The sequence below is a fragment of the Burkholderia sp. E168m15 genome (assembly GCF_016586105.1).
In the GTDB taxonomy this organism is placed as follows: Bacteria; Pseudomonadota; Gammaproteobacteria; order Burkholderiales; family Burkholderiaceae; genus Burkholderia; species Burkholderia orbicola.
This window is the reverse complement of sequence record NZ_BCPO01000101.1, coordinates 24,349-36,880: the sequence shown is the minus strand read 5'-3', so window position 1 is coordinate 36,880 and position 12,532 is coordinate 24,349. Positions and strand designations below refer to the sequence as shown.

Genomic DNA, 12,532 nt, shown 5'->3' with positions numbered 1-12,532 from the left:
GCCCCCCGCCTGCATGCCAGTCGATGTGGGCGGGGGATCGCTGCACGAAGGGAGCACCTGCGCTAGGCTGCGGCAATCGAATGCCTACGGTGAGCCCCGATGATTCCCGTCAGCGCCAAAGCCATCGTCCGCGACGGCCGTTCCGTCCTGTTCCTGCGCAATCCCCGCGACGAGTGGGAGCTACCAGGCGGCTGGCCCGAAGCGGGCGAATCGCTCGAAGACGCCGTCATCCGCGAAGTGCAGGAAGAATGCGGAATCGTCGCATCGGCGATCCGCTACGTGGGCAGCCGTTCGTGCGAGGTCGTGCCGGGCAAGCGCGTACTGATCGTATGCTTCCGGTGCGAGGTCGATCGCCGTGAAATCGTGCTGAGCGACGAGCACCACCAGTTCGGCTGGATCGACCTCGATGCCGCCAAGCCGGCGAACCTGCCGGATTTCTACTGGGCATTCTGCAAGCAGGCGGACTGATTCGACGCCGCCGCCCGGCGCTCACACCGGCGTCAACACCGGCTGCCCCGTGAAATGCCGCGCCGCGTTGTCGAGAAATTGCCGCACCGAGCGATCGAGCGCCTCGGGCGACCAGCCGCCCATGTGCGGCGTGAGCACGACGCTGTCGAGATCGGTCAGCGCACGCGGCGGCTCCGGTTCCCCTTCGTACACGTCGAGCCCCGCGCCCGCGATGCGCTCTTCGCGCAGCGCGTCTGCCAAAGCAGCGGTATCGACAACACTGCCGCGCGACACGTTGACGAGAAAGCCGCCCGGGCCGAGCGCATCGAGCACGGTGCGATCGATCAGGTGCCGCGTGCCCGCGCCGCCCGGCGTCGCGACGATCAGGAAATCGGCCCACTGCGCGAGCGTGTCGACCCGGTCGAAATAGCGGTACGGCACGGGCTTCTCCGAGCGGTTGTGATAACCGATCTCGATGTCGAAGCCGGCCGCGCGGCGCGCGCACTTCTCGCCGATCTTGCCGAGCCCGACGATCCCAAGCTTCTTGCCCGACACGTTCGGCGGCATCGACAGCCCGTCGCGCCACACGCCCGCGCGGGTCTTCGCATCGAGCTGCACGACGTTGCGCACCGCCGCGAGCAGCAGCGCGAACGCATGATCGGCGACGCAATCGTCGTTGGTGCCGGCGCCCGTGACCACGGTGATGCCGCGCGCCTTCGCGTGCGCGACGTCGATGTGCTCGTAGCCCGCGCCGAGCGCGCTGACGAACGTGAGTTGCGGCAGCCGGTCGATCTCGGCGGCGGTCAGCCCCGTGCTGCCGTTGGTCAGCACCGCGCGAATCGTGCCGCCGTGCTCGGCGATCGCGCGTTCGCGCGCATCGGGCGTCGGGGCATAACGCACGTCGAACGACGCGGCGATCTCGCGATGCGCGTCGCCGCGCAGTGCGATGAGGACCAGCAGCTCGGGCTTCATGTCAGCAAATGTCCGCAGGCGGGGAACGAATTTCAGTGTAACAAGCCCGCATGACGGATGCGGGTTATCCCCACACCGGCTGTGGACACGCCGCCGCACGCGGTTTGCCAAAGCCGGCTCAGTCAAGTAACTTTCGGCGTACGCCCCCGTCCTGGAGATTGGCCCCGATGAAGCTCGCCCTGCCCGCCCGGATCCTGGGCCTCGCGTTCGCCGCCGCCATCGTGGCGCCCGGCGCACACGCCGACACGCCCGTCGTGGTGTCGTCGAAGATCGACACCGAAGGCAACCTGCTCGGCAACCTCATTTCACAGGTGCTGAAGGCCCACGGCATTCCCGTCACCGAAAAGATCGCGCTCGGCACGACGCCGATCGTGCGCAAGGCGCTCACGAGCGGCGAGATCGACGTCTACCCCGAATACACGGGCAACGCCGCATTCTTCTTCAACAAGGCCGACGACCCGGTGTGGAAGAACGCGAGCCAGGGCTACGACACCGCGAAGAAACTCGACTACGCGGCGAACCATCTCGTGTGGCTCGCCCCGGCGCCCGCGAACAACACGTGGGGCGTCGCGCTGCTCGCGCCCGTCGCGCAGTCGCAGCACCTGAAGACCTTCTCCGATTTCGGCAAGTGGGTGGCCGGCGGCGGCAAGGTGAAGCTCGCGGCCTCGGCCGAATTCGTGAACAGCGCGTCCGCGCTGCCGTCGTTCGAGAAAGCGTACGGCTTCAAGCTGAAGCCCGAGCAGCTCGTCGTGCTGTCCGGCGGCGACACGGCCGCGACGATCAAGGCCGCCGCGAACCAGACCGACGGCGTGAACGCCGCGATGGTCTACGGCACCGACGGCGGCATCGCATCGAGCGGCCTCGCGGTGCTCGACGACGACAAGCACGTGCAGCCCGTCTACGCGCCGGCGCCGGTGATTCGCGAAGCCGCGCTGAAAGCGCATCCGCAGATCGCCGACTTGCTCAAGCCCGTGTTCGCGAGCCTCGACCTTAAGACGCTGCAATCGCTGAACGCCCGCATCCAGCTCAACGGCGAGCTGGCGGCCGGCGTCGCGAAAAGCTACCTGAAAGCGAAGGGTTTCGTGAAATGACGGAGCGTGCGGCCGCGTCCGCGCGGCGCGTCACGCTCGACAAGGTCGGCATCCTGATCGGCATCCTGACGATCGTCGCCGTGTTCGGCCTGTCGTTCGCGGTGCTGCGGCCGAACCGGATCGCGGCCGGCACCGGGCTGTCGGTGTTCGCCGCGCTGCCGCCGATGCAGGGCGCCGCGCTCGCCGCGCTGTGGACCGTCGGCGCGCTGTGGGCGATGACGGCGAGCCGCCCCGCGTGGCGGCTCGCGGCCGGCTGCGCGGGGCTCGCGACGCTCGCGTATGCGGTCGGCGCGGCTGCGACGCATGTCGTCGCGCCCGACGACATGCTGGCCCGCGTGTCGCCCGATGCCGGCGTCTGGCTGCTGCTGTTCGCGTGGGCCGTGCTGATCGCCGACGCGCTCGCACGCCTCGCGTTCGGCCCATGGCGGCGCCTCGCCGCGCTCGCCGTCGCGATAGCAGCAGTTTCCGTGCCGCTCGCGAGCGGCTGGTGGGACGGCCTCTCCGTGATGCGCGAATACGCGGTGCGCAGCGACGATTTCTGGCGCGAGGCGATCCGTCACGTGTCGCTCGCGGGCGGCTCGGTCGCCGCCGCGCTCGTCGCGGGCGTGCCGCTCGGCATCGCCTGCGCGCGCATCGCAACGGTGCGCACCGTCGCGATGCCCGTACTCAATATCGTGCAGACGATCCCCAGCATCGCGATGTACGGGCTGATGATGGCGCCGCTCGGCCTGCTCGCCGCGCACGTGCCGCTTGCGGCCGCGCTCGGCATTCGCGGGATCGGCGTCGCGCCGGCCGTGCTCGCGCTGTTCCTGTATTCGCTGCTGCCGATCGCATCGAGCGTCGTGGTCGGGCTCGAACAGGTGCCGCCGCACGTGACCGAAGCGGCCCGCGCGATGGGCATGACGCGCATGCAGCGGCTGCTGCGCGTCGATCTCGTGCTCGCGCTGCCGGTGATCCTGAGCGGCGTGCGCATCGTGCTCGTGCAGAACATCGGCCTGACCGCGGTGGCCGCGCTGATCGGCGGCGGCGGATTCGGCACCTTCATCTTCCAGGGGATCGGGCAATCGGCCGCCGATCTCGTGCTGCTCGGCGCGATCCCGACGATCGCGCTCGCACTGGCGTCCGCGGTCGTGTTCGAAGCCGCGACGTCGCTCGCGAAAGGGCGTGCAGGATGATCGAGATCGAACGGGTCGGCAAACGCTTCGGCGACGCGCTCGCCGTCGACGACGTATCGCTGACGGTGCAGCGCGACACGATCACCGCGCTCGTCGGCGCATCGGGCAGCGGCAAGTCGACACTCCTGCGCATGATCAACCGGCTGATCGCGCCGACCAGCGGCACGATCCGCATCGACGGCGTCGATACGGCGACCGTCGCGCCCGAGCAATTGCGGCGCGGTATCGGCTACGCGATCCAGGGGCATGGGCTGTTTCCGCACTGGAGCGTCGCGCGCAACATCGCGACCGTGCCGCGCCTGCTCGGCTGGCCGGCCGAGCGCATCGACGCGCGCGTGAACGAACTGCTCGACCTGTTCCATCTCGCGCCGGCCGAGTTCGCGGGCAAGCTGCCGCACGAACTGTCGGGCGGCCAGCAGCAGCGTGTCGGCGTGGCGCGCGCACTCGCCGCCGAGCCCGCGATCCTGCTGATGGACGAACCGTTCGGCGCGCTCGATCCGATCATCCGCAACAAGGCGCAGGACGACCTGTTCGCGCTGCAGCGCCGCCTCGGCATCACGGTCGTGATCGTCACGCACGATATCGAGGAAGCGCTGAAGCTCGGCGACACGATCGCGGTGATGGACGGCGGCCGGCTGCTGCAGGTCGCATCGCCGGCCGAGATTCTCGGCGGCCCGGCACCGGGTGTGGTCGAACAGCTCGTCGCGGGCGTCGACCGGCCGCTGCGCCTGCTCGCGCTGACGCCGATCGACACCGTGGCCGAAGCCGGCCACGTCGATGGCGAACCGATCGCCGCGACGCGCACGCTGCGCGATGCGGTGTCCGAATTGTTGTGGCGCGGTGTCGATGCGCTGCCCGTGGACGATACGGCCAACGGCACCCCCAACGCACGCGGCCCCCGCCGCATCACGCTCGACGCGATCCGCGCACACGCGAGGAAGCCTGCATGACGACCTGCGGCAACGTGCAGTTCCAGCAGTCGTCACTTCCCGCGTACGTCGCCCGCGCGGCCGCGCTCGTGCTGCTGCTCGTGCTGCTGTTGCGCCCCGCGTGGCTGCAGGGTCTGTTCGCGCCGTTCGCGGACAACGGCGCGCCGGTGATCTACGATCGCGCGAGCCTGCTCGACCTCACGCTCGCGCATCTCGGCACGGTCGCGCTGTCGAGCCTGATCGGTACGATCGTCGCGGTCGCGGCCGGCATCGCGGTCACGCGGCCGTTCGGCGCGGATTTCCTGCCGGTCGCGCGAAGCGTCGTCGATATCGGCCAGACCTTCCCGCCGGTCGCCGTGCTCGCGCTCGCCGTGCCGGCCGTCGGCTTCGGCTTGAAGCCGGTGCTGATCGCGCTCGTGCTGTACGGGCTCCTGCCGATTTTCGAAAGCACGATCGCGGGGCTCGAGGACGTGCCGCGCGACGTCGTCGACGCCGCGCGCGGGATGGGGATGAGCGGCTGGCAGCAACTGGTGTCCGTCGAGCTGCCGCTCGCGTTCCCGGTGATCGTCAACGGCATCCGCCTCGCGGTCGTGATCAATCTCGGCACGGCGACGATCGGCTCGACGGTGGCCGCGCGCGGGCTCGGCGACGTGATCATCGCGGGCCTGCAGACGTCGAACACCGCGTTCGTGCTGCAAGGCGGCGTGATCGTCGGCTTGCTCGCGGTGCTCGTCAGCGATGCGATCGGCGCGATTGCGCGGGCGGCGAGCGCGCGGCGCGCGTAGAAGCCGTCACGGAATTTTTCGAAGGAGCAACCATGGCTGTGCTCGACACCGGCCCGTTTTTTCATGGCACGAAAGCGGATTTGCGGATCGGCGACTTGCTGACGGCAGGCTTCCGATCGAATTACCGGCATGACGTCGTGATGAATCACATTTATTTCACGGCCCTGCCCAAAGGCGCCGGCCTGGCTGCGGAAATGGCCAAAGGCGATGGTCGGCCGCGGGTCTACATCGTCGAGCCCACTGGCGAATTCGAAAACGACCCGAACGTCACGGACAAGAAATTCCCCGGCAATCCGACGCGATCGTATCGAAGCACATCGCCTTTGAAGATCGTCGGCGAACTCGATCGCTGGGAACCGTACGATCCGGAGTTCATCCAGCAACTCAGAATCCGCATCGAAACCGGTATCGGCGAGATCATCAACTAGCGTTTCGTTCGCGCCGATTCGCAAATCGGGCCCGAACTGCCGCCGGAATGGGACACGCGAGCCGACGACATTTCCGCGATACCGCGGGCGAATCGCAGGAAAGGACGGAAGCGCCCGGTTCATCCGGACTCCGATGCGTGTCCGCGCAACGATCGGCGCGTCGATCATCGCGAATGTGACAAGCCTACACGTCGCTTTCATTCGAACCCGCCCTCGACCACCCACCGCGATTGGTCGATATACTATGCGCCTCCCATTTCCCCGCACTCCACCATGCGACGACGGTTCTTCTGGCTGATCGTGCTTTCGCTCGGCATTGCGCAGCACGCCGCGGCGCAGCAGGCGCCCGCCTTGCCTGCCTCTGCGCCCGAAGCAGCCGCATCCGCGCCAGGCGATGCATCCGCACCGCTCGCCAACGATCAGCCTAACGAAGCAAACCGCCGCATCACGTCCTACCTGACGAAGAAATTCGGCGTCGCGAAGGAACGCGCCGCGAAGCTCGCCGATATCGTGAGCGTCACTGCGACGAAATATTCGCTGCCGCCGGCACTCGTTTACGCGATTATTTCGATCGAATCGCGCTTCCAGGAAAAGGCACGCGGCCAGCATGGCGCGACCGGGTTGATGCAGGTCGTGCCGTCCGCGCACCGCGGCATGCTGCGCAACGTGAAGGATTTGACGGAGCCGAATGCGAACGTCGAAGTCGGCTCGCGCATTCTGTCGGGCTACGTGAAGGCGGCCGGCGGCAACGTGCAGGCCGGGCTGAAGAGCTACAGCGGCGGATCGAGTGCGTATGCGGCGAAAGTGATGCAGCGGGTCGATTCGTTCCGGTTCGTGCTCGAACCCGAGGACGACGCGAAAAGCGCGAATACCGCGAACGACGCGAACAACGCGAAGGCGCACATGGTGCCGGTCAGCGATCCGTCACCGGCGCCGGCCGCGAACCGCAACACGAAGTAAGTGCATGCAGGAACGTAAACGAGTACGGCGGCGCATTCGCGCCGCCGCCCCATGGAATCGCCGGATCACCTCCCTCGTGCCTTGATCCAGCCCCCTTTGATCAAAGCTGCCCCGCCGCCCCCGTCCACCGCAGGTAATCTCCGCGCGTCCAGTCGAGCGACACGCCGACGCGCTTCGTCCCCGGCCGGATCTTCGGCTTGTACATCGACAGCGTCAGCGATTCCAGCGCCGGCCATTCGCGGAACGACAGCACCGCGAGATCGGCGACGAGCGTTTCCAGCAGCCGCGTATGCGGCTTGTGCGCCAGAAACGACGCCACGCGTGCGCAGTACCCGTCGTAGTCGATCCACTCGCCCTGCTCGCTCGGCTCGCACCGATACTCGAGCCGCGCGTCGATCACGACCGGCTGCGGCGCTTCATGCTCGTGCGCATGAATGCCGATCCGCGCGGGCACCTTCAGTTCGTCGACGAACACGCTCCAGCCGCGCCCGCGCAGGCGCGGCGCGTCGATCGCCACGAACGGTTCGTCGAACGGCTTCATGAGACGAGCGGCGCCGCGGCGTCGAGCATGATGCGCACGAAATAATCGGCGAAGCTGCGACGCAGGACGATCTCGAACGTGTCGTCGCCGGTCGGGATCAGCGTGATCGGCGACTTGAAGTAGTGCGACTGCGCGCACTGGCCCGGCTTGAACACGCGCGGATGCAGATCGAGCGGGCAGCCGCGCGCGATCACGTCGCGCACGCGTTCGCCGCTGATCTCGACCACCGTGTAGCCGCTGCCGACGTCGACGGCCGCCGCATACGAGCCCTGCACGGCCTCGGCCAGCTTCGCTTCGAGCACGCCGGCCTGGACCGGCCCGTTCGACCGCACGAGCCATTCGTCGGGGCCGAGCCACAGCACGTCGTATTCGGCGCCGCGCGCCACCGTGTTCGGCGCCGCGGGCGGCAAGCAGCCGACCACGCGCTCGAACGCGGCGACGAAGGCCGAATCGCTCAACTCGCCGCGCACGTTGACGAGATCGAGGAACGGCCGCTCGCGCAGCGTGAACTTCTTCGACGCGCGCGCCTGGTGCGCCTTCAGCACGTCGGCCGCGCCGACGAACGGCGATTCAAGCGTCACGCCGCCCGCACCCGCCACCTGCGTCTGGTTTCTCGTTTCATTCCACATGCTGACGCACCCCTTCGGTATCGTAGAAAACCGGGCTGGAGATCTTCGCGGTGATGCGCCGGCCGTTGGCCAGCGGAATCACGACGCTCTCGCCCATCTTGTTCAGGCCGCCCTTCACCACCGCGAGCGCGATCGAGCGCTTCAGGATCGGGCTGTAGTAGCTCGACGTCACGTGGCCGATCATCGGCGTCGGATCGGTGGCCGACACCTGCGTGTCCTTCGCGATGATCTGCGCGCCTTCCGGCAGCACGAACTGTTCGTCTTCGGTCAGCAGGCCGACGAACTGCTTGCGGCCTTCCTTCGCGGTATCCGAACGCGACAGCGAACGCTTGCCGAGAAAGTCCTTCGACTTCGCGACGACGCCGCCCATCCCGAGATCGAACGGCGTGATCGAGCCGTCGGTGTCCTGGCCGACGATGATGTAGCCCTTCTCCGCGCGCAGCACGTGCATCGTCTCGGTGCCGTACGGCGTGATGTCGAACTCGGCGCCGGCCGCCATCAGCGCTTCCCACACCGCGCGGCCCGCATTCGCCGGCACGTTCACTTCGTAGGCCAGCTCGCCCGAGAAGCTGATCCGCATCACGCGCGCCTTCGCGCCGGCAACCGTGCCGTTGCGGTAGCTCATGAACGGGAACGCTTCATTGCCGAAGTCGATGTCCTGGCACACCTTCTGCACGACCTTGCGGCTCTTCGGGCCGACCACCGCGAACGTCGCCCAGTGATCGGTGACGGACGCGAGCCGCACCTTCATGTCGGGCCATTCGGTCTGCAGCCAGCGCTCGAGCCACGTCAGCACGCGCGCCGCGCCGCCGGTGGTGGTCGTCATCATGAAATGCTGGTCGGCGAGGCGCACGGTCACGCCGTCGTCGAACACCATCCCGTTTTCGTCGAGCATCAGCCCGTAGCGGCACTTGCCCACTTCGAGCTTGTTCCACGGGTTCGTGTACATCCAGTTCAGCAGCTTCACCGCGTCCGGGCCCTGGATGTCGATCTTGCCGAGCGTCGACGCGTCGAGAATGCCGACGCCGTTGCGCACCGCGAGGCATTCGCGCTTCACGGCCGCATGCAGATCCTCGCCGTTCTTCGGGAAGTACCACGGCCGCTTCCAGTTGCCGACGTCCTCGAACATCGCGCCGTGCTCGACGTGCCATTCGTGCACGGCCGTCTTGCGGATCGGGTCGAGGAAGTCGCCCGTCTCGCGGCCCGCGAACGTGCCGAACGACACGGGCGTGTAGTTCGGGCGGAACGTCGTCGTGCCCGTTTCCGGAATCGTCTTGCCGAGCGCGCCCGCGAGGATCGCCATCCCGTTGATGTTGCCGAGCTTGCCCTGGTCGGTGCCGAAACCCATCGCCGTGTAGCGCTTCACGTGCTCGACCGACTCGAAGCCTTCACGCGCGGCGAGCAGGATGTCGGCCGCCGCGACGTCGTTCTGGAAATCGACGAACTGCTTCGGTCCACGTGCCGCGGCCTCGCGGCTGCCGACGAGCCACAATGGCTGCAGCGCACCTTCGACGGCTTCGGCGACCTGCGGTGCGGCCGGACGCTGCGCGGCCGTGAAGCCCGCGGCCTTCGCCGCTTCCACGCCCGCATCGACCGCGAGCCGCAGCGCACGAGCCAGCCCGAATTCGCCGGCCGCCGCACCGATGCTCGCTTCCGCCTGCACCGGCTTGCCCGGCAGGAAACACGCCTTCTCGTCGTTCCAGCACGCCTTGCCGCCCGACTGCGCGAACAGGTGCAGCACCGGGCTGAAGCCGCCCGACATCGCGACGAGGTCGCACGGCAGCGTCTGCAGCTTGCCGCCGGTCTGGCCGTTCGAGTAGGACGCGACGTCGACCGACGATACGCGCCACTTGCCCGAAGCGGCCGTGACGACCGCACCGCTCATCACCGTCACGCCCTGCCGCTTCGCAGCGGCCGGCAGCGCGCCGTTCGACGATGCGCGGGAATCGACGACCGTCACCTTCGCGCCGCACGCCTTCAGGTCGAGCGCGGTCTGGTATGCACGATCGTTGTTCGTGAACACGACCACGTTGCGGCCCGGCAGCACGCCGAAGCGATGCACGTAGGTGGACACCGCGCCCGCCAGCATCACGCCCGGCAGGTCGTTGTTGCCGAACACGATCGGCCGTTCGTGCGCGCCGGTCGCGAGGATCACGCGCTTCGCACGGACCTTCCACAGCAGTTCGCGCGTGCCCTTGCGCATCGACACCGGCAGGTGATCGGTCAGGCGCTGCGTGACCGTCACGAGGTTGTGGTCCTGGTAGCCGAACGCGGTGCTGCGCGACAGGATCGTCACGTCGGGCAGCTTGCGCAGTTCAGCTTCGATCTTCTCGACCCACTGCAACGCGGGCTTCGCGTCGATCTCCGCGCGGCACGACAGCAGGCTGCCGCCGAGTTCGCGCTGGTCGTCGACGAGGATCACGCGCGCGCCGGCCGTCGCTGCCGCATGCGCGGCGGCGAGGCCCGACGGGCCACCGCCGACCACGAGCACGTCGCAGTGCGCGTAGCACTTGTCGTAGCGATCGGCGTCGAGCACTTCGGGCGCCTTGCCGAGGCCGGCCGCTTCACGGATCTTCTCTTCGTACTTCGGCCACATGTTGCGCGGCCACATGAAGGTCTTGTAGTAGAACCCGGCCGGCATGAAGCGCGAGAGCTTCTGGTTGATCGCGTACTTGTCGTTCTCGAGCGTCGGCTCGGCGTTCACGCTCGTCGCGACAAGCCCCTGATACAGCTCGATCTCGGTCGCGCGCGCGTTCGGCACCGTGTACGGGCCGGTTTCGAGCTGCACGACGGCATTCGGTTCCGCCACATCCGCCGTCACGATCCCGCGCGGACGGTGGTACTTGAAGCTGCGCGCGACGAAATGCACGCCGTTCGCGAGCAGCGCGGACGCGAGCGTGTCGCCCTGGAAGCCCTGGTACGTGCGGCCGTTGAACGTGAACGTCAGCGGAATCGCGCGATTGATGCGGCCACCGGTGCCGAGGCGGTCTTTCTGGCTCATTTGCTCGTGCCCTCTTCGTGTGCGTTGCCGGCAGATGCTCCGCCGAACTTTTCGTAGCCCTTGATATCGTAGGTGACCGTATCGCGCGTCACCTTGAACCAGCGGCGGCAGCCCTGCGTGTGCAGCCATTGCTCCTTGTGCAGCCCGCGCTTGTTCTCGCGCATGAACACGTATTCGCCCCATTCGCGGTCGGTCATGGTCTCGTTCGCCACCGGGCGCACGATGTCGGCCTCACCGCCGCACGTGAACTCGGATTCGGCGCGCGGCCCGCACCACGGACATTCGATCAGCAACATGTTTCTTTCTCCTCAGTGCGGTTAGTGCGCGACGGCGGCGGCGCCGTGCTCGTCGATCAGGTGGCCCGTGTAGAAGCGGTCGAGTGCGAACGGTGCGTTCAGCGGATGCGGTTCGTCGCGTGCGATCGTGTGCGCGAACACCCAGCCCGAGCCTGGCGTCGCCTTGAAGCCACCGGTGCCCCAGCCGCAGTTGAAATACAGGCCCTTCACGTCGGTCTTGGTGATGATCGGGCACGCGTCCGGCGACACATCGACGATGCCGCCCCACTGGCGGTTCATCCGCACGCGCGAGAACACCGGGAACATCTCGACGATCGCCTGCAGCGTGCTTTCGATGATGTGGAAGCTGCCGCGCTGGCCAAAGCCCGTGTACTGGTCGATACCGGCGCCGATCACGAGGTCGCCCTTGTCGGACTGGCTGATGTACGCGTGCACCGCGTTCGACATGATCACCGAGTTGACGACCGGCTTGATCGGCTCGGACACCAGCGCCTGCAGCGGATGGCTTTCGATCGGCAGACGCACGCCGGCCATGTCGGCGAGCGTGGTCGTGTTGCCGGCGGCCACCACCGCGACCTTCTTCGCCTTGATGAAACCCTTCACCGTATCGACGCCGACCACCGCGCCGCCTTCGCGGCGAATGCCCGTCACCTGGCAGTTCTGGATGATGTCGACGCCGGCGCGATCCGCGCCGCGTGCGAAGCCCCAGGCCACCGCGTCGTGGCGCGCGACGCCCGCACGGCGCTGGATCGATGCGCCGAGCACCGGGTAGCGGCTGTTCAGGTTGATCGTCGGCTCGATTTCCTTGATCTGCGCGGGCGTCAGGAATTCGGCGTCGACACCGTTCAGGCGGTTCGCGTTCACGCGACGCTCGGTGTCACGCACGTCCTGCAGCGTGTGCGCGAGGTTCATCACGCCGCGCTGGCTGAACATCACGTTGTAGTTCAGATCCTGCGACAGCCCTTCCCACAGCTTCATCGCCTTCTCGTACAGCGCGGCCGATTCGTCCCACAGGTAGTTCGAGCGCACGATCGTCGTGTTGCGCGCGGTGTTGCCGCCGCCGATCCAGCCCTTCTCGAGGATCGCGACGTTCGTGATCCCGTGCTCCTTCGCGAGGTAGTACGCGGTCGCGAGGCCGTGGCCGCCGCCGCCGACGATCACGACGTCGTATTCCTTCTTCGGCTCCGGGCTCTTCCACTGCTTTTCCCAGTTCTCGTGATACGAGAGGCCGTTGCGGAACAGGCTGAATATCGAGTAGCGGCTCATGTTTGGATCCTT

General features: G+C 67.5%; 13 protein-coding genes. 7 read left to right on the top strand and 6 right to left on the bottom strand.

The features are described from left to right. The first annotated feature begins 99 nt into the window (after positions 1 to 99). The gene (locus JMF86_RS16750) at positions 100 to 468 is read left to right on the top strand and encodes an NUDIX domain-containing protein (protein WP_011547045.1); all 369 of its coding nucleotides are present in this window, start codon (positions 100 to 102) and stop codon (positions 466 to 468) included. A gap of 21 nt (positions 469 to 489) precedes the next feature. Here JMF86_RS16750 and JMF86_RS16745 read toward each other — a convergent pair whose 3' ends face one another. Beyond that, positions 490 to 1,419 carry a 2-hydroxyacid dehydrogenase gene (locus JMF86_RS16745; RefSeq protein ID WP_011547044.1) on the bottom strand — a complete coding sequence of 310 codons (930 nt, stop codon included), beginning with the start codon at positions 1,417 to 1,419 and terminating at the stop codon, positions 490 to 492. A gap of 167 nt (positions 1,420 to 1,586) precedes the next feature. Between JMF86_RS16745 and JMF86_RS16740 the strand changes: the two genes are divergently transcribed. The 6 genes from JMF86_RS16740 to JMF86_RS16715 all read left to right on the top strand — a co-directional run bounded on the left by JMF86_RS16740 (position 1,587) and on the right by JMF86_RS16715 (position 6,787). Further along, positions 1,587 to 2,510 (top strand): ABC transporter substrate-binding protein, encoded by a 924-nt coding sequence (locus JMF86_RS16740; RefSeq protein ID WP_201317080.1) that lies wholly within the window; start codon positions 1,587 to 1,589, stop codon positions 2,508 to 2,510. Continuing rightward, entirely contained in the window at positions 2,507 to 3,685 is a 1,179-nt protein-coding gene (locus tag JMF86_RS16735; protein ID WP_011547043.1) for an ABC transporter permease, read from the top strand. Before JMF86_RS16740 ends, JMF86_RS16735 begins: the two co-directional genes overlap by 4 nt. Then, the gene (locus JMF86_RS16730; protein WP_125381628.1) at positions 3,682 to 4,635 is read left to right on the top strand and encodes an ABC transporter ATP-binding protein; all 954 of its coding nucleotides are present in this window, start codon (positions 3,682 to 3,684) and stop codon (positions 4,633 to 4,635) included. The genes JMF86_RS16735 and JMF86_RS16730 overlap by 4 nt, the downstream gene beginning before the upstream one ends. Next, positions 4,632 to 5,399 (top strand): ABC transporter permease, encoded by a 768-nt coding sequence (locus JMF86_RS16725; protein WP_011547041.1) that lies wholly within the window; start codon positions 4,632 to 4,634, stop codon positions 5,397 to 5,399. Before JMF86_RS16730 ends, JMF86_RS16725 begins: the two co-directional genes overlap by 4 nt. A 32-nt stretch (positions 5,400 to 5,431) precedes the next feature. Next, positions 5,432 to 5,827 (top strand): NAD(+)--rifampin ADP-ribosyltransferase, encoded by a 396-nt coding sequence (gene arr, locus JMF86_RS16720; protein WP_011547040.1) that lies wholly within the window; start codon positions 5,432 to 5,434, stop codon positions 5,825 to 5,827. Between the two features lie 273 nt (positions 5,828 to 6,100). After that, positions 6,101 to 6,787, top strand: a complete 687-nt coding sequence (locus JMF86_RS16715; protein WP_011547039.1) for a lytic transglycosylase domain-containing protein — start codon at positions 6,101 to 6,103, stop codon at positions 6,785 to 6,787. Between the two features lie 100 nt (positions 6,788 to 6,887). Here the strand turns inward: JMF86_RS16715 and JMF86_RS16710 are convergent, their stop codons facing one another. Genes JMF86_RS16710 through JMF86_RS16690 form a run of 5 tightly spaced genes read right to left on the bottom strand, consistent with a single transcriptional unit; the run spans position 6,888 to position 12,520 of the window. Beyond that, positions 6,888 to 7,328 (bottom strand): dihydroneopterin aldolase, encoded by a 441-nt coding sequence (locus tag JMF86_RS16710; protein ID WP_011547038.1) that lies wholly within the window; start codon positions 7,326 to 7,328, stop codon positions 6,888 to 6,890. Then, on the bottom strand, positions 7,325 to 7,957 hold the full coding sequence (locus tag JMF86_RS16705; RefSeq protein ID WP_011547037.1) for a sarcosine oxidase subunit gamma: 633 nt from the start codon (positions 7,955 to 7,957) through the stop codon (positions 7,325 to 7,327). The genes JMF86_RS16710 and JMF86_RS16705 overlap by 4 nt, the downstream gene beginning before the upstream one ends. Beyond that, on the bottom strand, positions 7,947 to 10,958 hold the full coding sequence (locus JMF86_RS16700) for a sarcosine oxidase subunit alpha family protein (protein ID WP_011547036.1): 3,012 nt from the start codon (positions 10,956 to 10,958) through the stop codon (positions 7,947 to 7,949). Before JMF86_RS16700 ends, JMF86_RS16705 begins: the two co-directional genes overlap by 11 nt. After that, a complete protein-coding gene (locus tag JMF86_RS16695; RefSeq protein ID WP_011547035.1) occupies positions 10,955 to 11,254 on the bottom strand; it encodes a sarcosine oxidase subunit delta in 300 nt (99 codons plus the stop codon). The genes JMF86_RS16700 and JMF86_RS16695 overlap by 4 nt, the downstream gene beginning before the upstream one ends. Before the next feature lie 21 nt (positions 11,255 to 11,275). Then, positions 11,276 to 12,520: a sarcosine oxidase subunit beta family protein gene (locus JMF86_RS16690; RefSeq protein ID WP_006480591.1), complete on the bottom strand. Its 1,245-nt coding sequence runs from the start codon at positions 12,518 to 12,520 to the stop codon at positions 11,276 to 11,278. Between the last annotated feature and the right edge of the window lie 12 nt (positions 12,521 to 12,532).